This window comes from Bradyrhizobium prioriisuperbiae (assembly GCF_032397745.1).
In the GTDB taxonomy this organism is placed as follows: domain Bacteria; phylum Pseudomonadota; class Alphaproteobacteria; order Rhizobiales; family Xanthobacteraceae; genus Bradyrhizobium_A; species Bradyrhizobium_A prioriisuperbiae.
In genome coordinates this window covers 4,934,825-4,955,979 of sequence record NZ_CP135921.1, presented here as the reverse complement: position 1 = coordinate 4,955,979, position 21,155 = coordinate 4,934,825, and the positions used below count along the sequence as shown (strand labels likewise).

27 protein-coding genes are annotated in these 21,155 nt (G+C 61.3%); 5 read left to right on the top strand and 22 right to left on the bottom strand.

Annotation, left to right across the window (positions count from 1 at the left end; genetic code table 11):
• Nucleotides 1-105: 105 nt before the first annotated feature.
• The 7 genes from RS897_RS23490 to RS897_RS23460 all read right to left on the bottom strand — a co-directional run bounded on the left by RS897_RS23490 (nt 106) and on the right by RS897_RS23460 (nt 5,530).
• Nucleotides 106-1,383: a hypothetical protein gene (locus RS897_RS23490; RefSeq protein WP_315831119.1), complete on the bottom strand. Its 1,278-nt coding sequence runs from the start codon at nt 1,381-1,383 to the stop codon at nt 106-108.
• 51 nt (nt 1,384-1,434) lie between these two features.
• Nucleotides 1,435-2,061, bottom strand: a complete 627-nt coding sequence (locus RS897_RS23485) for a phage adaptor protein (RefSeq protein ID WP_315831118.1) — start codon at nt 2,059-2,061, stop codon at nt 1,435-1,437.
• Nucleotides 2,062-2,154: 93 nt separating this feature from the next.
• Nucleotides 2,155-2,577, bottom strand: a complete 423-nt coding sequence (locus tag RS897_RS23480) for a hypothetical protein (protein ID WP_315831117.1) — start codon at nt 2,575-2,577, stop codon at nt 2,155-2,157.
• An 85-nt stretch (nt 2,578-2,662) separates the two neighbouring features.
• Entirely contained in the window at nt 2,663-3,736 is a 1,074-nt protein-coding gene (locus RS897_RS23475) for a N4-gp56 family major capsid protein (RefSeq protein ID WP_315831116.1), read from the bottom strand.
• 316 nt (nt 3,737-4,052) lie between these two features.
• Complete coding sequence (locus tag RS897_RS23470; RefSeq protein WP_315831115.1) at nt 4,053-4,358, bottom strand: hypothetical protein; 306 nt, start codon at nt 4,356-4,358, stop codon at nt 4,053-4,055.
• Nucleotides 4,359-4,375: 17 nt separating this feature from the next.
• Nucleotides 4,376-4,726 (bottom strand): hypothetical protein, encoded by a 351-nt coding sequence (locus RS897_RS23465; RefSeq protein ID WP_315831114.1) that lies wholly within the window; start codon nt 4,724-4,726, stop codon nt 4,376-4,378.
• Nucleotides 4,727-5,242: 516 nt separating this feature from the next.
• Nucleotides 5,243-5,530, bottom strand: coding sequence for a hypothetical protein (locus RS897_RS23460; RefSeq protein ID WP_315831113.1), 288 nt, complete (start codon nt 5,528-5,530; stop codon nt 5,243-5,245).
• A gap of 695 nt (nt 5,531-6,225) precedes the next feature.
• On the opposite strand from RS897_RS23460, the gene RS897_RS23455 reads away from it, so the two are divergent.
• Complete coding sequence (locus RS897_RS23455; RefSeq protein WP_315831112.1) at nt 6,226-6,429, top strand: hypothetical protein; 204 nt, start codon at nt 6,226-6,228, stop codon at nt 6,427-6,429.
• A gap of 268 nt (nt 6,430-6,697) precedes the next feature.
• Here RS897_RS23455 and RS897_RS23450 read toward each other — a convergent pair whose 3' ends face one another.
• Nucleotides 6,698-6,931, bottom strand: coding sequence for a hypothetical protein (locus RS897_RS23450; RefSeq protein ID WP_315831111.1), 234 nt, complete (start codon nt 6,929-6,931; stop codon nt 6,698-6,700).
• A 293-nt stretch (nt 6,932-7,224) separates the two neighbouring features.
• Between RS897_RS23450 and RS897_RS23445 the strand changes: the two genes are divergently transcribed.
• Entirely contained in the window at nt 7,225-7,761 is a 537-nt protein-coding gene (locus RS897_RS23445) for a GlcG/HbpS family heme-binding protein (RefSeq protein ID WP_315831110.1), read from the top strand.
• Between the two features lie 94 nt (nt 7,762-7,855).
• On the opposite strand, the gene RS897_RS23440 is transcribed toward RS897_RS23445, so the two are convergent.
• From RS897_RS23440 to RS897_RS23425, 4 genes are all read right to left on the bottom strand, one after another.
• Entirely contained in the window at nt 7,856-8,284 is a 429-nt protein-coding gene (locus RS897_RS23440; protein WP_315831109.1) for a hypothetical protein, read from the bottom strand.
• Nucleotides 8,285-8,476: 192 nt separating this feature from the next.
• Nucleotides 8,477-8,821, bottom strand: a complete 345-nt coding sequence (locus RS897_RS23435) for a hypothetical protein (RefSeq protein WP_315831108.1) — start codon at nt 8,819-8,821, stop codon at nt 8,477-8,479.
• A 160-nt stretch (nt 8,822-8,981) separates the two neighbouring features.
• The gene (locus tag RS897_RS23430) at nt 8,982-9,200 is read right to left on the bottom strand and encodes a hypothetical protein (protein ID WP_315831107.1); all 219 of its coding nucleotides are present in this window, start codon (nt 9,198-9,200) and stop codon (nt 8,982-8,984) included.
• Between the two features lie 223 nt (nt 9,201-9,423).
• Nucleotides 9,424-10,110 (bottom strand): class I SAM-dependent methyltransferase, encoded by a 687-nt coding sequence (locus RS897_RS23425; RefSeq protein ID WP_315831106.1) that lies wholly within the window; start codon nt 10,108-10,110, stop codon nt 9,424-9,426.
• A gap of 236 nt (nt 10,111-10,346) precedes the next feature.
• On the opposite strand from RS897_RS23425, the gene RS897_RS23420 reads away from it, so the two are divergent.
• Nucleotides 10,347-10,613 carry a DUF3551 domain-containing protein gene (locus tag RS897_RS23420; RefSeq protein WP_315831105.1) on the top strand — a complete coding sequence of 89 codons (267 nt, stop codon included), beginning with the start codon at nt 10,347-10,349 and terminating at the stop codon, nt 10,611-10,613.
• Nucleotides 10,614-10,744: 131 nt separating this feature from the next.
• Here the strand turns inward: RS897_RS23420 and RS897_RS23415 are convergent, their stop codons facing one another.
• Both RS897_RS23415 and RS897_RS23410 read right to left on the bottom strand, forming a co-directional pair.
• On the bottom strand, nt 10,745-12,160 hold the full coding sequence (locus RS897_RS23415) for a sensor histidine kinase (RefSeq protein ID WP_315831104.1): 1,416 nt from the start codon (nt 12,158-12,160) through the stop codon (nt 10,745-10,747).
• 43 nt (nt 12,161-12,203) lie between these two features.
• On the bottom strand, nt 12,204-12,878 hold the full coding sequence (locus RS897_RS23410; protein WP_315831103.1) for a response regulator transcription factor: 675 nt from the start codon (nt 12,876-12,878) through the stop codon (nt 12,204-12,206).
• Between the two features lie 316 nt (nt 12,879-13,194).
• On the opposite strand from RS897_RS23410, the gene RS897_RS23405 reads away from it, so the two are divergent.
• Nucleotides 13,195-13,428 (top strand): hypothetical protein, encoded by a 234-nt coding sequence (locus tag RS897_RS23405; RefSeq protein ID WP_315831102.1) that lies wholly within the window; start codon nt 13,195-13,197, stop codon nt 13,426-13,428.
• Between the two features lie 175 nt (nt 13,429-13,603).
• Nucleotides 13,604-14,887, top strand: a complete 1,284-nt coding sequence (locus tag RS897_RS23400) for an IS701 family transposase (protein ID WP_315831101.1) — start codon at nt 13,604-13,606, stop codon at nt 14,885-14,887.
• 173 nt (nt 14,888-15,060) lie between these two features.
• Here RS897_RS23400 and RS897_RS23395 read toward each other — a convergent pair whose 3' ends face one another.
• From RS897_RS23395 to RS897_RS23360, 8 genes are all read right to left on the bottom strand, one after another.
• The gene (locus RS897_RS23395; protein ID WP_315831100.1) at nt 15,061-15,327 is read right to left on the bottom strand and encodes a hypothetical protein; all 267 of its coding nucleotides are present in this window, start codon (nt 15,325-15,327) and stop codon (nt 15,061-15,063) included.
• A gap of 1,325 nt (nt 15,328-16,652) precedes the next feature.
• A complete protein-coding gene (locus RS897_RS23390; RefSeq protein WP_315831099.1) occupies nt 16,653-17,546 on the bottom strand; it encodes a hypothetical protein in 894 nt (297 codons plus the stop codon).
• Between the two features lie 242 nt (nt 17,547-17,788).
• Entirely contained in the window at nt 17,789-18,598 is an 810-nt protein-coding gene (locus RS897_RS23385) for a hypothetical protein (protein ID WP_315831098.1), read from the bottom strand.
• Nucleotides 18,598-18,906, bottom strand: a complete 309-nt coding sequence (locus tag RS897_RS23380) for a hypothetical protein (protein WP_315831097.1) — start codon at nt 18,904-18,906, stop codon at nt 18,598-18,600. Before RS897_RS23380 ends, RS897_RS23385 begins: the two co-directional genes overlap by 1 nt.
• Before the next feature lie 133 nt (nt 18,907-19,039).
• Nucleotides 19,040-20,197, bottom strand: a complete 1,158-nt coding sequence (locus RS897_RS23375; protein ID WP_315831096.1) for a hypothetical protein — start codon at nt 20,195-20,197, stop codon at nt 19,040-19,042.
• Entirely contained in the window at nt 20,197-20,451 is a 255-nt protein-coding gene (locus RS897_RS23370; protein WP_315831095.1) for a hypothetical protein, read from the bottom strand. The genes RS897_RS23375 and RS897_RS23370 overlap by 1 nt, the downstream gene beginning before the upstream one ends.
• Nucleotides 20,452-20,463: 12 nt before the next feature.
• On the bottom strand, nt 20,464-20,931 hold the full coding sequence (locus RS897_RS23365; protein WP_315831094.1) for a hypothetical protein: 468 nt from the start codon (nt 20,929-20,931) through the stop codon (nt 20,464-20,466).
• The gene (locus RS897_RS23360; RefSeq protein WP_315831093.1) at nt 20,931-21,083 is read right to left on the bottom strand and encodes a hypothetical protein; all 153 of its coding nucleotides are present in this window, start codon (nt 21,081-21,083) and stop codon (nt 20,931-20,933) included. Before RS897_RS23360 ends, RS897_RS23365 begins: the two co-directional genes overlap by 1 nt.
• Nucleotides 21,084-21,155: the final 72 nt, after the last annotated feature.

The window sequence follows — 21,155 nt, the reverse complement described above, 5'->3', positions numbered from 1 at the left end:
GTCGACTCTCCGAAGATCAGCGCCGCCGATGTTCGCCATACTCGATAGAGCATTGGAGAAATTCCGGTCGCACCCAGCATCGAGAACAGGTTGATCAGCAGAGCGTCATATTTGATCAGGCGATCTCGGATCGGAACCGTCAGACGCGGCCATCATTCCAGCACCACCAGCGGCCCCCAAAAACGGCGCAAGCGTATTGAATTGAAGGATCTTACTCAACCGAGGACTATTCCTGACATACTCGCGGACCCGTGCAGCCGTGCCCGGAGCCATCGTCTTCATGTAGTTCGGATCAGCCAGGTAAGCGCGGATCGCTTCGGCCATGTATTCGGGCTCGATATCGTTCCCACTGTAACCGAAATCCTCCGGCCGGGTCTGCAAGCGCCGCGGGGTGATTTGGCCGCGTCGTGACGACGGATCGTTCAGGTCGTGATAGACTTGGTATAGTTCTTTTTTGATGCCATCCTGCGGAATGCCACTAACCGCGATACCTTTGTCCAGACGCTGATACTTGCCGGTCAGATCATCGATCATGTGGCCGACCTCATGATCGACAGCCATTTTTGCGGTATCCTCCGGCAGAGTCTTGAGAACACCAATCTCGCGCCTCAAGCCTTCCGGCCCGGGGACTGTTCGATAGACTCCGATTGCATCTTTTGGAAGCGCTCCTTGCGCAACAGCCTCAGGAAGCGAGCCAATTGTTGCCTGCGTAACGGCGTTAAGTTCCGCTGGCGAGAGGGTTTCGTCAGCTCCGCCCACCACTCGGCGACCGACAACGTATTTTGCGGTGAGGGGTTTTCCGTCGATGTCGACGGTGAGTCGTGATCCTGGTTCACCCGGCGCTCCCTTGGGGTAATCCATCTCGAATGGCCGTAGAGGCTTGACCGGTGGATTATACATCGACGTGTAGCGCGATGCATTCTCGATATTGTACAGCTCGCGCGCTCCCCTGACGGCACTTCGTTCGGCCGCCATGGCGGCGCGGCCGGCGGCACTGCCGGGAACGATAGCCAGCACCGCCGCCTGCGGATCCCGCGCCCGAATCGCCTCATTCACCGCAAACGGGATGCCCGCCGGCGTCAAATCCAGCAACCCGAAACCGATGCCGAGTCCGCTTGATCCAAGCAGCCCGGAAATCAGACCGCGTCGCCCCACTGACGGATTGTCACCAATCAACCAGCCCGCGAGACGCTCCCGCACTGATGGATCATAAGCCCGCATCTCGGGGCGGCCGCCAAGGCAAAATGGGGCCAGGGGCGGATTCTGCAACATCTGACCGATATTGACCTGTGAGACATCCGGGCTCCAGTCCGTGATTTCCCTGTCCTTGAGCTCTCCGTATTGCGGACCCTGCTGAAAATCAGATTGCGTGTATTGAGCCATCGAAATTCCTCTGACGTGTTGTTCTCATTCAATCGGTGACTGCGCTGGACCTCAGAACTCCGTCCCCTTGATCACACCCGCCGACAGCCTGGCCGAGGTCTCCGCGCGCAGCGCATTCAGCAACAATGGGATCTTGCTTTGCATCCGCGTGGCGCCCTGGTCGTCTTCCAGCAGGTCCAGATAGAGCAGCAGCTTGGCGTGGGAACGGATCAGCTCCTCGGCGTCGTCGGTCCAGGCGTTGGTGTCGCCGTCGGCCGCGGCCGGCAGCCGCAGATGCGCGTGCAGGCGCATCACGAAGGCCGCGTTCGGCGTCGGCCACAGCCGGATGGCCTGGTCGACATAGGTGAAGGCCGTGGGACGGCCGCCGCCGGTGGTCGCATTATTCAGCAGCTCGAAGTCGACGGGTTCGTAACGGTCGAGCGGCAGGATCGACTGGTTTTGCGGCAGGAACATCGCGTCGATCCGCAGCAGTGTCGGTATCCCTGCGAGATCGGCGGCGCCGTAGGCGATCTGGCCCGGCACCGTCGTGAACGTCAGGTTGCGCGAGCTGTTGAACCAGAAGCGCTCCCGCGCATAGAACGCGATAGCGTCGGTGACCGCGCTTGCGATCTGGCTCGTCAGGTCGTCCCGCGTCAGGTCGGTCGCGATCCGGGTTTTCAGCTCGAGCAGCGTTCCCATTCCTCACCTCCGGAAATGCCGGGGGCGGCTGCTCCAGAAGAACAGCCGCCCCTGCATAATGCAGCCAATGATCCAGCATCGGGCGATACGGGATCAGAGGTCGTTGTTGGGAACGTAGTGGACCACCACGACAGCGGCGCCCGCGGTCGCGGCCGTCCCGGTCTGGGCATATTTGACGAACACCTGGGCATCGGCCGCGAGCGGCCCCAGCGCCGCTCCGGACGGCTTGATGCCGTTGGTCAGCGGCACCGCAGCGCTCTCGTCGACATCGGCAGTTCCGACGATGTTGTCATAAGCAGTCGAGTTAGTGCCCACAGTCAGCACGTTGGTCGTCGCGGCGTTGAAGGCCGTACCCACATAAACCGACGTGCCGGTGATGATGGCGCCTTTCGGCAGCCACTGCTTGCCGATGCCGTTCGCGATGCCGCTGTCGTTGTAGTTCACCGCAAAGCGCAGATAGTGCACCTGCTGCGTGCTGTTCTGGCGCGCAGAGGATCCCTGAGTATTCGTTACCATGACGGTAACCTTTCTGTTGTGGAGTTGTTGGGAAGGATGGCGGCGCCGGCCCAACCGGCGCCGCTTCGCTTAGTGCGCCAAAATCTTAGTGAGCGACGGCGTAGGTCGTCGCGGCGATGGTCCCGAAGTCGATGCCGTTGAACACCGTCTTCTTCAGACCCCACACCGTCTGCGCCGAGACGCCGAGTTCGCGTTCGTAGTCGAACAGCTCCTCGACCCATTTGTAGTTGACGCCGTCGCTGAACTCCTTGCCGAAGGCGATGGCGCCGGCTTGCGCGCCGCAGAACACCGCGCGGCGGGTCGAGGTCTGCACCGCGCCGGCATTGGAGACGCCGTTCGGGATGCGGTTCGACTTGTGCAGGACGACGTTGTTGTATTCACCGAGGCAGCCGGTGTAGATCGGCGACTTGCTGCCGACACCGCCGGCGAGCGCGGCCTTCTGGATATCCAGCCACTGCCCGCTGTTGGTGTTGGTGCGCAAATCGGTCACCTGGTAGTCGTGCAGGAACATCAGGTATTTGCTTTCGCCATTGACCTTGATGGGCCGGATCAGCGGCACCGCCGTCCCTGCCCGCTCGACGCAGGCGTCGATCACGCCAAGGGTGAACACCTTGGTGTTGTCGGCATTGATGGTGGCGTCATCGGTCGCGGTGCCGGCGCGATAGATCCGTCCGGCGGACGGCGCCGTGATGGTGTTGCTGCCGCTGTAGCGCCCATCGGTCACCAGGGTATTGCCGGCGAGATGGTTGAACATCGCGGTGTCGAACCGGTTCGCGAACCAGTCCTTCAGCCCCATCTTGGCTTCATCGCGCAGGCTGAACGGCACGCGCTGGGCGTCGATGGTGTTCTTGTTGCGCACGCGGACCGCGTGGGCCAGTTCGTTGAGCACCACCTTGTCGGAATAGGTGGTGAGGCTTTCTTCGTTGCCCATCAGGGTCTGCGACTCGGTGACACCATCGCCTGACAGCTGCATGCGCAGCCCGAAAGTGACGGCGTCGCCGGCATTGGTCGAGGTCTCGGACTTCAAGTGGATCATGCTGTCGGACGAGGTGCCCATGAATTTGCCGAAGTAGGTTTCCTTCAGCGCTTCCGCGGACAGTTTCTTCGCCCACAGCTTGTTGGAGAGTGAATCGTTCACTCCATAGCTGGTCGATGCCATGTTGGCGGTCTCCGAAATGATGAAACTGGATGTGTGGGTTGCCGCTTGACGCCGCGCAGCGCTTCACCGAATTACGCCTTCGGTGCGGGCGGAATGGCGTTTAACGGCCGCCGGCCGGATGCAGATTCAAAAACTCCGTACAGAAACAGGTCGCGCAACGCAACGTCCCGCGCTTGAGCTCGCGCCGTCAAATCAAATCGAACGCGGCAGTAAACAGGCCAACAACCAGCAGCCCCGTGCTCAGAGCGTGGACAAAATCGTTGATGGCAAGCGCCACGCAGGCAAGTGCCATAAAGCGAGCGGACGTTGTGAGAATTTATCCGATGGCGATCTGCGTGACGCGCAGTTCCCTGCAAGTCACACTCAGAAATCCATGAGTCAGTTTGATTTCGAAACCTGAAAATCCCTGACTTCTCGCGACCTCGACGATCCGGGCGTCGATCAAGTTTCCCGCACAGACAATTCTTATGTCACGTGCCCCCGAAAACAGCAGCTCCAGGGAAGCAACCCCGTGATCACGCAGCAGCGCGAAATTCATGCATTGAAGCCGAAGGGTCGTTGCCGTCGGACGCGACAGCCCGATGATGACCGCTCCGATGATCTGATCAATCTCCGCCTCCACGAGATCTTCTCCTCGAATTATCCCGGCGTCTTGCGGCTATAACAATAATAATCGTAGCATTTCAGCTTGAGCCGCCCCGATTTCAGCACCAGATCAACGCCGAAATTGAAGTCCCGCTCCCCGTCCCCGATGCGGACCAGGTTGAACGAACTGACATCCGCGGCCCCGTCGTAGGAATAGTCGATGTCGGAAACGGATGCGCCGAAGAAAGTAAAGGTCCAGGCGTTGAATTCGGTCTTCAACGGCGAGGTCGACAAAACGCGCTCATCGCCGAGAAAATGCAGAAAAGTTGCCGGGGAGCCGATCTCCAGTCCAGTCAGGCCATATCCCTCAAGACTGGGAACGGATTGTCGAGAAGGGGGCGTCACCAGATCCTCCCTAATGTATCAACGATCAAGGATCCATGCCGGACAAAACTCTCTCGGCAGCGATCCAATCGTCACGACTGGCTCTCTATTTGACCCCACACATCGGTAAATGCAACGGTTCCTGCCGCCTAAAAGTCCAAAGCCTGACAGAGTGCAAGGATAATTCTGGCTCGTTTGAGCCGAAACGGAATCTCAGACTGGCCAGCTTATATTGAACCGGCGCCGTTTCAAGGCGAGCAGCACTTCATCACCGTCAGTGTCTGCGCTGTCCATCCCGCCGCCAGGCCCGCATGCGGAGCCCGAAAGTGATGGCATCGCCAGCGTTGGTCGAGGTCTCGGATCTCAGGTTTGCTGTCGAACGAGGTGCCCATGAACTTACCGAAGCAAGTTCCTTCAGCGCTTCTGCGGACAGTTTCTTCGACCACAGCTTGTTGCAGAGTGAATCGTTCACTCGATAGCTGATCGATGCCATGTTGGCAGTCTGCGAAAATGATGAAACTTTACGTGAAACTTCTATCAAACGTCCGAGGGCGTTCGATCGCGCAGGAAGAATTTGCGAGCCACGCTGAAGTCCAGCGTTTTATGATCGAACTTGTGGATATCATCGTCCGGCCCGGGAAGTAGCACTGCCATACCGGCTAAATCCAGCAACAGCCTCTCGTCGCCGATCTGGGTCCGGTCAAAAAAACCTATCGTGAGTTCGGGATCAAGATCCTGTTCGTCAGCTCCCAGTGCGATTGTAAAACAGATCGCGGGGATCTGGTCTTTCAGACCTTCGGTCAACTCCAGCTCGTTCTGCAGCAAGCGTATCCTCTCCTGCGCGAGAGTCGAAATCTGGAAGTTTATAGGAAACGAACCCGCCATTTGCAGAGATCACCGCTACAAACCGAGTCCGCCAAAGCTCGGAATCGACGAAGGACAGCTAAGATGGCGACTGTCCATTTCCAAGCGAAGAATGCGACCATCCGGACACATATACAAGCATACACCTGGAATTGGCGCAGGCAACAATTTGCAGAACCCGCCTGAACCGCTACCCCCACCACCACCCCTTCCAAAAATCGGCGTGTAATCCGGCACGCCGAACCGATCTGCATCAGCTTCAGGTGGAGTGTACTGGAAAGCGGTGGCCGCGCCACTCGTTGGCTGCTGGCTTGCATTCCAGTCTTCAGCGGAAGGGAACGATGCGAACGGTCCTGCGAAGCCGAACGGTCGATAATTATCGTACATACGGAATTTGCGATTGTCTGGCATGCTGGATCACTCCCTGGTTGGATTGCACGTGCGCCGACGCGCTCTCGTACGCCACGTCCTGAAACTCACGCCTTCGGCGCGGGCGGTTAGCGCAGGCTGGCCGCCAGCCGAATGCGGCGCCTAACTTGGAGCAAGCATGCCCCCGCCCCGGCATTGTGGCGAAAATGCGCAGACAGCCGGCCGCGAATCTCATAGCGTCCGCCGGCATCGATCCCTGATTTTCAGGGATGACTGGCGAGATTCACATGAGGGCGGCTCACGGCGTGGTGAGTATCCGGCGGCATGACGACGGCCCGGAATATGATGTGATCGTGGTTCATCGCGGCAAGCAGCTTGTGCTGCGCTGCCCGGATTACCGTGGCGCAGTGCAGTGGGCACGGGTGGAATGCAAGTCGTATCGCATTCCCGAAAACTTTCCCGATATCGCGCCCGACCAGCGATCGTTCTGAGCAACCCTCTGACAGGACGTCAGGTCGGCGCCCGGCCGCTGCGCTAACACGCCCGCTGCACTGAAACGGTTGCCCCAATAAAAATCCCGCCACCAATTCCTGGGGGCGGGCTGAAAAACCGTGCCGCGAACCGAACTCTCGCGACTGTGCCCAATGTCGCTGATTTGCCGTTACGCGTCAATCGGCGCTTTGCAAAAGCTGTGGCCAACTCCGCGCGCACGCAATCCGCCAGGGAGCAACGCATCACTCCCTGGTGAGCCTGATCGGTTTACTTCCCGGCGCCGACATTGCCGCCCTGGATATGGCCGCCCAGTGCATTCGATCCGCTGCCGGAATTACCGTTGTTGCCGCTCAGCGCCGCGTTACCGCCGGTGGGTGATGCGCCCGTGGTCACGCCGCTTTGGCTGCTGCTGTGATGGCGGCGATGCTTCGCCGATGCCGCCTCAAACGAGAAGCTGACAATCAGCAGTGCGGCGGCGGCGATGGTGAGAGACTTTTTCATGTACGGCCTTTCGATGGATGAGAGGATCACGCCTCTTGGCGTGGGAACGCGTCAGAGCGGATGACGTTCCCCGGGGCAGGCCCTGATCCCGGCAGCAGCTCTGGGATGAGTGCTGCTTCGCCATCATATATGTCGTGCATAGCCAATGCTTTCGCAATGGCTGTCCGCAAGACAAATGCCGCCACGCAGATGACTGCAGCCGGCGACCCGATTCGTGTTACCGTTCGGCATCCCGGAGCGTCTTCCGGGAAGCCAAGAACAACAAGCCAACAACAACACTGTGGGAGGACTGAATGCGTCGTTTGATCACGCTCGCCGCGGCTGCATGTGTTTCGTGTCTGCTCGGTACCGGAGCCTTCGCCCAGGTGGCGCCCAATCCCGACAATCCCAACGATGTGGTGGCCGAAACGCTGAACCCGCCCCCTTATGGCGAGTCGCTCAATCTGGAGACCGCAAAGAAGGTCGCCGCCACGGCCCTCGCCGAGGCGGCGAAGCGCAACTGGAATGCGTTCTGCATCGCCATCGTCAATCCCGCCGGCGAACTGGTGTATTTCGAGAAGCAGGACAATTGCCAGTATGCCTCGATCAACGTCTCGCAGCACAAGGCCCGCACCGCGGTGCGCTATCGCCGCCCGACGCTGGCGTTCGAGAACCTGATCGGCAAGGGTCCCTACTTCAACTATCTCGTCACCCTGGACGACGTCATCGCCTCGCGCGGCGGCAACATGCTGCTGGTCGACGGCAAGGTCGTCGGCGGCATCGGCGTCAGCGGCGGCTCCGGCGCCCAGGACAATGTGGTGTCGCTGGCCGGACAGGCGTCGTTGAAGTAGCATGACAGGACTGCGCTGAGCGTAGTGCTCGCCTGCATCAGGCCGAATAGTTTGGGCCTGATGCAGGCGATGCTCGGCTTTCCATGGAAGCCCGTCAGATCAGCGAATAGTTCGGCTCCACCCCGCCACGCGGATACAACAGCGTTGGCAGCTTCGAAATATAGGACGGCACGTCGTGGATATTGAACGGCGGCAGGCCGTAGGTCGCACCAATACCGGCGCCTGGTGTACCGACACCAATCCCTCCACCGATCGATGTCGCGTTGCCTCCTGCGTGATAGTCGATTTTACTTCCGACCCGCATTCCGCTTCCGCCGACTCCGATGGAAGGACCGGTCAGATACTCGTTGAGATCCGATGCGTGCCCGGCGGAGGCCGAGAAACCGGGCACTCCCCAGGCCACTTGCGGGTAAATATTGCCATCGAGATCGGCGCAAAATCCACCGCCCAAGCCGAAGAATGGGGTCGTTCCGATAAAACAACCGTAATATCCGCTGCGGCTGGGAGTATTAGGATCGGCCATATAGTCCTCACTTTCATTTAGGGGTTGCGAACTCTTGTCACAGCAAGCGACTTCGCCGTGGCGAGATGCCACGTCGATCCGACCTGATGTTGTCTGAAGCTGATTTCGCGGACGACGCCACGCGGGGTTCACGCTTCGAGTGAAGCGGAAACGGACTTGCGCCGGCGTCCAATCACAATACGGAAATACTTGTTAGAGCAGCGCGCTGTACTTGATCCGCCGTCTCAGGAATTGAACAAGCGCCAGCAGGAAGAGACCTGCGAACAGCAGTGTGGGAACGAGCTGGCCGGCGACAAGCTCCGCCAGCGCAATCAAACCAAAGCCCAAACTCATGCCGAGCAGAGATCTCAGATACCGCCAGCGCGCCGATGCAGGGACAGACGAGTTCCAGACATGGGTATCGATTGCGATTCGCGCGAGGCGATTGTCTCTGAACTGGATCGGCAATGTGGGTTTAACCTGCTCGATCGCTGACCAGAACTGATGGGCTGCAATCCCCATCGGAAGAAAGGCGATCAGGATAAGAAGCGCGCTCATCGTCCGTCCAGGTTGCGTGGGCGGTGCGAAGCTTAAAGTATTTTCCTGCGATATGGATATTGGTTTCCGTGGGAGACGTCGCCCGTCGGGCGACGGCAATCCGGGCACCCTGGTCCGGGTGCGGCCGGCTGCGCTCAACACAGGCGCGAGATCATCGGCCTCAATGCACCGTCGCCAGCGGCACCACGGCGGCGAGGTTGCCGCCGGAGTCGAACGCGACAATGCACAGTCCGGCCAGCATCGCCGGCGGCATGCCCTTGGCGAGACGCGCGGCCAAAGCCTTCCCTCGCCGCACCGCGCCGTTCGGCTTGAGCCAGAACTCGCCAGCGGGCTTTTCGAAGGAGGTCAGGTCGGTCAGGTCGAAGCTGAATTTCTGCATCTTGGGTTCTCACCTGAAGGGAAGAACCTGTATCCATGATGGCGGTTTCTTGATCGGGAGTTACTATCCCCGTTGTCCACAGGGTGGACCCGCGGGATCCATGGACACTCGGAAAGCCATGCCGGTGCCGCCGCACTGTAGCCGGCCCCAGCGGTACACGGATGCCGGTCGGCGAGCCGAAACACCACCCTGGCGCGAATAGACGCGGCAATGCCCGCCATTCTCACACCGCCTCGGCCTCCGCCCTCGCCTCCCGGGGCCCCTCCTGGTCCGTCGCCGTGGTCCACCCCTCAACGCCGGGTTGAGCGCCCAATTCTCGAACAGTATTGGCGGCAAACCGGGATGGCGAGCGCCGGGTCAGCCGGTAGACTGCCGCCGGCGGCAGGTTCTGCAGGGTGCGGTCGAGCAGCGTGGCCTTCAGCCCGAGCCGATCGAGCAGCGGCCGCGGGATTGGACAGCGCGGTCCGTAAGTGAACTGGTAGAATGCGCCGTCCTTGCGCAAATGGCGAAAGGCGCCGCCGAGAATGGCGTGCACCTTGCGCGGCGACATCGTCAGCAGCGGCAGGCCGCTGATCACGGCGCCGGCCGTGCCCTCCTTCAGGATCGGTGTGGTGCCGAGGCGCGAGGCATCCATCCACAACACCCGCGCGCCGGGAAAGCGCAGCTGCAACACCCTGACGAACTCCGAACCGTATTCGACCAGCGTCAGGTCCTGCTGCCGGACGCCCCTCTCGAGGATCTTGTAGGTGAACACCCCGGTGCCCGGGCCGAGCTCGATCACCGGCCCCGACGCGGGCCCGATCTCGCGGGTGATCAGCTCGGCCAGCGCCTCGCCCGAGGGCGCGATGGCGCCGACGCGGCGCGGGCTGGACAGCCAGGACAGGACAAACGATCTGAAATCGTGCGACATCGGTGCTCCGGAAAACCGTCGTGTCCGTCACCGGCGGTGAATCGATCCGCCGGCACCGGAATGCGCGCACTGTGCCGCCGCCTCCTTACGTCAACATTGCGGTTTTGCGGACGCCGCGCGCGCCGCATCCATCGATGACGAAAAGTTCAGATGCCGTGCGCGGACATCGGGCGCACCATCGGTGTTGACCAATGATACGCATCAAGTCTTCACGCATCGAGCCTCGGGAGTCCGCCATGCGCACCGCGCTCATCATCGCCGCCACCGCCGGCCTGCTCGCATCGATCACGTCCGCCGCGGCGCAAGATTATCCCTGGTGCCGCCTAGGCAATCACGACTGCATGTATTCAACCTATGGGCAGTGCATGGCCGCCCTGTCCGGCACCGTCGGCGATTGCCGGCTGAACCCGGCGCTGCAGGCCGAACCGCTGCGGGCGTATAATGCCATGCCGCGGCACCATCAAAGGCATCGTCATCATCATCGCCATCATCGCCGCGGGTAAGCGCACGCGATGTCATGAGCCGAATGTACAAAGCCCGAGCGTAGCCCGGATGAGCGGAGCGATATCCGGGGCCAGTACGACAGATCCAACCCGGATGTCGCTTTGCTCATCCGGGCTACGATTCCGGCACCCTACCCCGCCGCGAGATACGGCACCGCGATCGGCGCCAGCGTGACGCGCACGCGGGTGCCGCCGCCGGGACCTTCGCCGATCTCCACCTCGCCCTGGTGCAGCCGGACGATTTCTCGCACCAGGTTGAGGCCGAGCCCGGCGCCGCGGTCGAGCGGCCGCACCCGGTGAAACGCCTCGAACACCTGCTCGCGCTGGGACGGCGGGATGCCCGGCCCCTGGTCGATCACCTCGATGATCGCCGGCCAGTGCACCGCCACCACGATGATGCCGCGCCGGCCGCCATGCTGGATCGCGTTCTGCACCAGGTTGACCACGGCGCGCTCGAGCGAGCTCTCATCCCCCCAGGCCTCGATCCGGTCGGTCTCGGGCAACAGCGAGATGTCATAGCCCGCTGCTATCGCCATCGGCGCGAGATCCGCCGTCACCCGCGCGCAGATCGCCACCAGATCGACGGTGGAGAGCCTGGCGATGCGCTGGTCGAGCCGCTGCAAATCGAGCAATTGCTCCATCAGGTTCGCCAGCCGCGCCGCGTCCTGCAGCAGCTGCGTCTTGTCGGTGCCTTCGTCGGGCAGCGACTCCAGGCTCGTGGTCAGGATGGCGATCGGCGTGCGCAGCTCATGGGCCGCATCGGTCAGGAAACGCTTGTGCCGCTCATACCCTTCGTCGAGCCGGCCCAGCGCATCATTGACCGCATCCACCAGCGGCGTCACCTCGCCGGGGATCGCCGTCACCGGCAGCCGGGTGCCGCGCTTGTCGATGTCGATCTCGCGGGCGCGCTGCGCCGCATCCGCAAGGCCGGCGAGCGCGCGGCGCACCACCATCGGTGTCGCCACCTTGGTCGCCAGCGTCATCAGCACCAGCCCCGGCAGCGTCAATGCGAGAAAGGCCAGGGCCAGTTGCAGCCATGATGTCAGGTCCGAGAGCGTGACATCCGAGGTCGCTATGATCTGCACCTCGCCCGCCGCGGTGTTGACGCGTTTCAAACGCGCGCTGAAATGGCTGTCCTTGCCCTTGTATTTGCTGTGTCCCTGATCGAAGCCCAGCTTCGCCTGGCCGATGCCGTCCAGGGCGGGCCCGAGGCCCGCGAACTGCGGCGGCACAATGCCTTCGGTCAGCGTCTGCCCGCCACCATCGCGGATCTGGAACCAGAGGTTCGGATTGTCTTCGCGCAGGTCGTCGAGATACCGCGTCGGACGCAGCGCCAGATGGCCGCTCGCATCGCGCGTCAGCGCATCCTGCAGCACATGGATCACCCGGTCTTCGTCGCGCTGGTGCAGGATGAAGCCGGTGAACCAGAGCGAGGTCACGATAATCAGCGCGAACACCGCAAGCAGGCCGCCCTGCAGCGGCACCAGGCGGCGCACCAGGCCGGACTTCAGCGAGTCGGTGGGCGCGCAAGTCACAGTGGCAGACATGTCATGTCCTGCATCTCATGACGCGCGTCGCTTGGCGCAGATGTCACGACACGCACCGCAGCAGGTAGCCGACGCCGCGAATGCTGTGGATCTGCACGCCGGCATCCGCCTCCGCGAGCTTGCGCCGCAGCCGCGACACATGGGTGTCGAGGGTGTTGGGCTGCACCGCCTCATCGAGGGCATACACCGCGGCCTCCAGTGCGGCACGCACCACCGTGCGCCCCATCCGCCGCATCAGGGTTTCGAGCACCAGGCGCTCGCGCCGCGGCAGGTCCAGCGGCCGCCCCTCGACATCGGCCTCGCTGTTGCCGAGATCGAAGCCAAGCCGGCCCAGCCGCATCACGCGCGAGCGCAGGTCGGCGGGGCGGCGCAGCACCGCGCGCAGCCGCGCCAGCAGCTCGTCGACCGCAAAGGGTTTGGCCAGATAATCATCGGCGCCGCCGTCGAGCCCTGCGATCCGCTCCGAAAGCTCACCCTTGGCGGTGAGGATGATGATGGGCGTGGCCACGGCACGCGCGCGCAACTGCGCCACCAGCGACAGGCCGTCGCCATCAGGCAGATGACGGTCGAGCAGGATGGCGTCGTGCCCGCCCTCGGTGATCACGGCTTGCGCCTCGCTCAGCGACGCCGCCCGGTCCACCACCATATCGTATTTCCTGAGCGCAGTGGTCAGCGCCGCCGCCATCCGCGCCTCGTCTTCCACCAGCAGGATCCGCACAGGCCTCTCTCTGAGAATGTCGTATCCCCATACCCCTGCAACCTTGCGGCTACATGGCGAAAAGGGGCGCTCCGGCATCTCAAGGCAGCGGAACATCGGGGCGCAATTAAGGAGGTTCGGGAGCCGTTTCGCCCGATCGCGGCGGGCGCAACGTCACCGTTTTGACGGCCGGCTCAGGGGCGTCGGGGACGATTGTCAGGCGAGCGACCGGGCCTGCTGCACTCGCACATAATGCGACCTGGCGGATTACACTTTGCTAATTCGCCCTGCGAGCTACAGTCCAATCTGCCCCATGGGCTGGACCGGGAGCGTTCAGATGGCCAAAGAATTTGTGACCGCCAACGACCTGGAGCGCATCGCATTGGAGAGAGTCAGGAAAGTGTCAGGCTGCACAGGTCTTGTCAGTGTGACGGTGATTCCGGACGAAAGAGCCGGTTGGATTATCGGAGGGTACGAACCGGGCGACGATCCAATGAATGCTATTCGCAAAGCAATCGTCGTCACGCAAATAGAAATGCGCCGCGCGTACGGACTGATCGTCGATGAGTGAGCCGCTTGTTTTGCTTAACCGGTCTATATGAGCGAAGGCGTAATCCACCATGAGCGGATCTGATGTGACTCGGCGGACTACGCTTCGCTAATCGTACTGAGTCAGACGGTCGCAGTCATTGAGGCTGAGAATCAAGTAATTGAGGAGATTCAATATTTGGCGCGCGGAGGGCCGGATGAATCTCGATCAGGGTGGGGATAGCGAAACGCGGTTTGCGGAGTATGTAGCCGGTCTTGGAAGCGTGATCGGTCACGTGGAGCGGACGAGACCGCTGCGCGACTATTGCACGGGCCTGATGCTGCCTGGGGAACGCAAGAGCGTGGAGCCGATGGCGGCGCGGACGGCTCCAGCGCGCACGGCGGCACAGCATCAGTCGTTGCTGCATTTTGTCGCCAACGCGGCCTGGTCGGACGAGGACGTGCTGACCAAGGTGCGCGATTTGGTGCTGCCGGCGATCGAGAAGAGCGGGCCGATCGAGGCGTGGATCATCGACGACACCTCGTTCCCCAAGCAAGGCAAGCATTCGGTCGGCGTGCACCACCAATATTGCGGGCAGCTCGGCAAGCAGGCCAATTGCCAGGTGGCGGTGTCGCTCTCGATCGCCAATCATGCCGCCAGCCTTCCGGTGGCCTATCGGCTGTACTTGCCGGAAGCCTGGACGAAGGATCGTGCCCGGCGGAAGAAGGCAGGCGTGCCGAAGCAGATCAAGTTCAAGACTAAGCCGCAGATCGCGCTGGAGCAAATCCGCTGGGCCTGCGAGAGCAGTCTGCCACGCGGCGTCGCGCTGATGGATGCGGCCTACGGCAGGGACGCGCGGCTGCGTGCCGGCATGACAGAATTGGGCTTGCCTTACGTGGTCGGCATCGTGCCGACCATCTTGATGTGGGCCCCTGGCAGCGGCCCGCGGCGGATGGACAAGCCGATGAACAACACCGGCCGCCGCGACGAGCCCGAACTGGTCTCGGCCAAAAAAGTGGCACTCAGTCTCCCGAAGCAGGCCTGGCGCACGGTGGCGTGGCGGGAAGGCTCGGCCGACCAGCTATCCTCGCGCTTTGCGCGGGTGCGTGTCCGCGTCGGGTACAACAAACTGATCCCCGAGAAGCTGTCGCCGGAGTGGCTGCTGATCGAATGGCCGGAGGGCGAAGCAGAGCCGACCAAATACTGGCTCGCCACGCTGCCGGAGAACGTCAGCTTCACGCAGCTCGTCAATCTGGCCAAGCTGCGCTGGCGCATCGAGCGCGACTATCAGGAGCTCAAGCAGGAGGTCGGGCTCGGTCACTACGAGGGGCGCGGCTGGCGTGGCTTCCATCATCACGCAACCCTGTGCATCGCGGCCTACGGCTTCCTGATCGCCGAACAGGCGACGATTCCCCCCTCAGAAACTTGTTCCGCCGCGCCAGTCCAGGTCCCTCCCTTACCCGACAATTATCGACCCAGAGGATCTGCCCTTGCGGCCTGAACGCCACGTCCCGAACTCGATCGCAACCATGCGCGTGCGGTTGAGCCGGGCCCTCAGCAAAACAATCATACGATGCCCTTGTTGCGGCGCCGTCGCAGCATCACCCACGCGCAGAAAAATCATGACGCAGTAAGACTAATCCGCCCTACGGACTCCTCGCCACACATGAAATCTCACCAATCGATAGGCCGCCCCTTGTCATCGATAACCCTTTCCTCACCGAGGAAATTCTTGACGAACTGAGCCGCAAGGGATCGCGCCTGATCGGCATCAAAACCATGGATGTTTGTATCCTTGGTGAAAAGCAAAGGCGCGTGTATGCAGCTGGAATAGCTGATCTGATCCGAAGAAAGCGACGCAGGTGAAATGCGCAAATACAAAGGCTTCAGCTCTCCATCGCGTTCCAGGAATGCATGCAGTTCGAAGAACTCGTCAGTCATAGCGATCCGATCGAGCGCATTTGCGTTACCGTCAAACAATTCGGTATCGCACGAACGCGGGGACGATAGCACTCGCGCCGGCTCACGCGCTCTTCGGCAACAAACGAATCTCGCTGTAGCGCCATCTTGGCAGCATCCCCTCAGAGTCGATTTTTCTCAGCCGCTTTAAGAACAAGATGCGATCGTAAATTTCCTCAGGCGTCGTCTTGATTCTTTTGTGCTCACATTCGTAAAGCACCTTCAGGATAATGAACGCTGTTTTCCGCCAATTGGATCTGAGCGAAGCCATGATCATGCGATCAAGATGGGCTGGAGGAATTCTCTTCAAGTGAAAGCCTCTGCAGGGGCGACGGAAATTTCGCAGAATCTGCCGCGCGTGACTATCATCCCATATGCGCTGACGTGAACTAGCTTCATTCTCACCGTTCAACACAAGAACAAAATAAGAACACTATCTTGAGAGAGTCAAGACGGATAATCGAGCGTTCAATCATGGAAAGAATGAGAGGCGTCGTCTTGATGCTTTGTTTTCATATTCATGAGACATCTTCCCGATGACGACCGCTGTTGTCCGCTAATCGAATTCGAGCGAAGCCATTATCATTCGACTGGTATGGGCTTGAGGAATTGCCCAAAGAACGTCCCTCTCAATACCGCCTCTTCGGATCCTGTACGTATGGGTTACCGCCGCAACGTTCGCTGACCAGGCCTCTGGCGCAATTCTCGATATCTCGAGCGCCACCAGTTGGCCCCCGGGCCGGATTCTCCTTGGAGAGTTGGTCTATGCAATATCGTCGTGCCTCTCTCCACTCCTCCTCGCACTCCGGCCCATTGCGATCTCCACCCCCACCAGGCCGATATCCGTCTCGAAATAGATAATTCCATAGGTCTGTCAGGCTGCGCTCGGCTCCCCTTTTCCAAGGTGCGAAGATGTCCGGGATTGGAGGTGCATATCCGGGCCGCGGATAATAAGGGTAGGTTGGATCATCGCTTGAGGCTACTTCCCACGTCGGTTCAGAGGATGTCGAACGGCCGAAGCCGAACCCGGTCGCCAATTCTGGGAATTCGGCCCTAGCGCGACCGAGATCATCACCAACCTGGACGCGCGGCAATGGGAGAACACCGCCTCCGAAACCAAACGGTGCCGGCGTGCCGAAGGGCATGCGATTGTAAGTCTTGTCGTCAAAACGATAGGCCATCGTATTTCTCTTCTGGTTCTCGAATTGGAAAATTGCTCATCGCAAGCCGACGCCACCCCGGTTGGGTCGCGTTTGCGGAATGCAAAGTGAGTTGGAGTGGTCAAAAACTCGCGGGCAGGCGACGCGCTACCCACCCATGATCCGCTTCGCCCGCTGCGGATTCTTGCTGCACCAGGCTTCGAACTCGTCCATCGGCATCTTCAGCAGCGCCTCCGCGGTCATCTCCGCGCCGCCGCTGCCGCCGCCGGTCGCGGCGAAACTCTTGTTGGCCTGCTGGCCGCGGCTGATGGTGTCGAGGCGGTCGCGGCCGCCGGCGCCCTTCACATAGCCGCGCTGGCGCGCGAGGTTGTAGATCACCTCGGCCGGGCTGCGCCGAGACGCCAGCGCCATCTGCGCCACCGCGAATTCGTCGGCGAGCAGCGCCTGGTGCACCGCCTGCGGGCTGTCGTAACCAAGCGCGACCAATTCCTGCGCGCGGCTCGCCAGCAGATGATCATACGCCGCCTTGAAATCCGGCGTTGCGGCCTCGAACTGCGCCGCGTCGACCTGATAGGCTCGCACGAAGTCATCGCGGATCGCTGTCTCATGCCTCTCGCGGTCGGCCGTATCGAGCCGCCGCTTGATGTCGTCCACAGTCGCGGTCGTGGTTTTCACCACGCCGAAGATGTCGCTCTCGACCGTCGGCCGCGGAGCCGGCGGCGGCGTGGTGAGGCGATCGATCACCGCGAACTTGCCGCGCATCTCCGCCACCTGCTGCTGCAACTCGCGGTTCTGCCGGTCGATCTCCTTGCGGCGGCTGCGTTCCTCATGCAGCGCCGCGAGCGCCACCATCTTTTCCGGCTTCGGCGCATCGCCGCCATTGTGTTGGCCGTCGTCGGAACGCGCCTGCCCGTCCTGGTCGGCGTCGCCGTGCGCCGCGCCGGCGGTTTCGTCGGCTGGGATCTCGGTGGCGCCGCCGGTTTCGAAATAGTTCGCCTCGGCCGGCGTCAGGGACGCGCCGATCGGATCGATGTCAGTCATGTGGAGTATTCCCGTCAGACCTGCTGACGACAGACCGCGCGTAACGCCGCGCGGCGCGAACCCGATCAGAGTCGGGAATGGGGTGATGATGTCAGGCGGAACATTCTTGTTCGCCGCCGGTTATCCCCGGCCATGCGGGGATTCAAATGAACAAGGCTTTGATCGCGATCATTGCGACGGGTATCGGCGCATGCATCGCCGCGCTGATTTTTCTTGTCGTCACGATGTGATGGAGAGCTCTGCTAGCTCACCAGCAGCAGGATCTCGGCCTCCTGCCGCCGCCGCCTGGCGATCGTGGCCTGCTGTTGCGCGACATAGTCCGTGAGACGCTGCGCAGCCATGTTCTGAAGATGAGCGGTCTGCCCATCGGGTGGCGCACTCGCAGCCATGGGCCGCAGTGCCTGCGGCAACGGCAGCGGGGGAAGCGGCCGCAAGTGCGGACGCATCTCGCGCACGACCGGCCGCGGCGTCGGCCGCGTGATCGCCGCAAGCTGTCGCAGCCGCTCCAGTTCCTCGAGATAGTGCCCGATGCCGCCGTAAACCTGGTCGTAGTCGCCGCCGGTGCGGGTCAGAACATAATCGCCAAGCGTCAGCACATAGGCGCCGCCGGCAAACGGCGCGACAAGTCCGGCACGCGTGCCCCCGAAGGATCGGTTATAGGCGCCGGCAGATGCCGCCAGATAATCCCGCAACGAAACCATCGTCCCGGTCAGCACATACGCGCCGGTCAGCGCCGGAAAGTTCGACTTGAAGCCGACCGACTGACCGCCGAGCATGTAGCCGCCGCTTGCCGCCGCCATTCGCCCAGGAAGCAGCGACATTCCACCCGAAACGACATAAACGCCCGGGGTCGCCGATAAGGTTGATTTTAGCCCGACGGCATTCCCACCGATCGTATACGCCGCCGACCCAAGCGTGAGTGTGCCGCTGAAGGCAGCCGCATTGCCGACGATTGTGTAGCTGCCGCGAGATCCAAACAGCGAAACGTACGACGGTCCGGCGCGCGTGATCTGCCCAAAGGCAGAGCGGCCGATGGCGTCAAAGCCGAACATCAGGCAGCCGCCGCCGCAATATCCTCTTGTCGCCACTGATCGACAGCCAGCGCAATCAGTGCGGTCAATTGCGCGCCGGTCACCGAGACGCCGTCGGCCGAAAAGCTGTCACCAGCGACGGCATCTGCCTGACGAGTGACCAAAATGCCCTGCGCCTTCGAAATGACGACGCCGTTCGGATCCGACTTCACGACCTCCCGAAAGACCGTGACGGTCGGAACCACTTCACACGGCGTTTCGATGTTGATGCGCCAAGTCCGCTCCTGCGTGGTGACGGCGACCGTTTCGGTGCCAATCTCAATTGCCATGGACCTTCTCCTAGCGATTAGAGCGTTTTCCAGCGAAGTGGATACCGGTTCGCGTTAAGAAAACGCGCCAAAACAAAATGCTAGAGCTCCGTTCCGATTCTATCGGAACGGAAATGGCTCTAGGACTTTCTAATTAGTTGCCACCGTAACAGCAGATATTGGTGACATGAAACGTCTGAGTTGAGCCGTAGTTATTGTAGATTCTGTAGGTGCTCCCATCAAATGCGACTGAGCAATTACCAGCACCGGGAGTTGTTGTAGCGGTGACCCATATGGTCCCAATTTGCAGGCCGACGGCGCTTGATCCACCACCTACAAGGATAATCACTGCGCTCACGATAGCCTCGCCAATACGAATTATGTACAGCCCCGTTCCTGCAGGTAGTACGGCGCTCGATCCATTTGCGATAGAAACACCCGTCGCCGCGCCAGCATTCCAATGCCAACCAGCAACAGGCGAACCCATCGCCACCAAATGTTGGCCGAATACATCGCTGCTGGCGTTGACATACCCACCTACATTAACAGACCCCTGTATGCCGACACCTCCCGAAACTTGAAGTGCGCCAGTTGTCGTATTGGTTGTTGCCGTCCCATTCGTAATCGCAACTATTGGTGGGAACACAACGTTACTGATCGTGTATCCACTACCTCGGTTGACCGCCATCCAGGTAGAAGCGGCGGAATAACTATCGTTCAAAGCGCGGTATGAGATGTTGGTCGGGGCACATGTCATATCCCAGAATTTTTGATCTGTTCCTCCGGTAGCGGCCTTGACCGAGTAAGTTGGCCCTGCGCCGATGTGAAGTACTTGGTTGTCCATTTGAAACGATGCGCTAAGTGGATCGCGTGCCGTCGTGCCGACAACAAGGTTTTTCAGATAGCTCAGGCCGTTCGACGCAATGCCGCCGGCGACGTTGAGCGCACCACCCGCGGTGGTCGAGCTGGCATTCGTTGCATCGGTGAAGAGATTCTGCGCCGACAGGTTCGCCACCTCCTCTGCAAGCCCCACGATCGCCACCTGAGGCGCCGCACTGAAATTGACCTTGCTTCCAGTCGATGACGCCCGGACCGTCGTGCGCGCGAGCACGCCCGTTCCCGTCGCGTAGGCGCCGACGCCGATTTCCCATTGCGTCAGGTCAGCACTCTCGGCGCGGTAGGCATAGACGGTCCCATTGGTGGCGCCGGCCGAAGACGGCGCCTGATAGCCCGTCACCGCGGAGGACACCGTCCAGTCGGTCAGGCCACCGGCGGTGACGTTGAAACGGCAGACATTGAGAAATCCGACCATCAGACAGCATCCTTCGCGGTCTTGCCGCCGAGTGCGCGCGAGAGGGTCGCAATTTCATTATGCAGCTCGTACAGCGGCCCCTCCAGGTCCCGAATCCGTTGCGTCAACGGCTCGGCCTTCCCGGCCTGTGCCTGCGCCTTGGCCAGGATGTCGTCGCGCTGCCGGCGCAGTGGCGCGGCAGCATCGATAATCGCGTCGCGCTCGCCGCAAGCCTCCGCAAAGCGCTGCCTCAGCAAGTCCTGAGTTTTGGCCATCGTGATACCTCGTTAAACCAGTGCGAATGACGCATGGCTGAGAAACAGCGCGAACCGCGCGCCTTCGGTGAGGGACATGGGCGCGCCATAATCCCAGAATCCGATCAAACTGCCGGCCGGCGTCGTCGCGTTGTAAATCACGGCGTATCGGAACGGCCCGATCGAGCCGCCTGCGGCCTGCAATGACACGTCCGACCACGTCAGCGTATAGATCCCCCGCGCAAACGCGTTGATCCCCGGCAACGTCAGACCGCCAAGCGGATACCCATTGCCAGCGGCTATCTCCGCAATCTCGGCCTTCACTTTCGCGTTCAGGAGCGGCGCCGTGTTCGACAGCATCAGCCGCAGGCTGTCCGACGAGAGATTGTGAACGCCTTCCGCCAGGTCCTCATTGAACTGATGAAAGCCGACGATCGGCGAGAGATAGGCCGGCGCGAACTGCCCAAACGCCAGCCGCCCGAACGCGTCGAATCCGAACATCAGGTCAGCGAAAAAATGCCGTCGGCCTGATCCAGGTCGACAACGAAGCCGTTGCCGGCCGTAACGGTGATTGACGTGCCGACATCCCACCAGACGATCAGTGGATCGGCCGGCGACGTCGGCAGGCGGAGCGGAGCTAGGGTATTCGACATGGGTTCTCCTTCCTTCAGCGTGAACACGCCGCCGGTGCCGGTCGTTTCGGGTGAGATAAAATTGCGAGATGC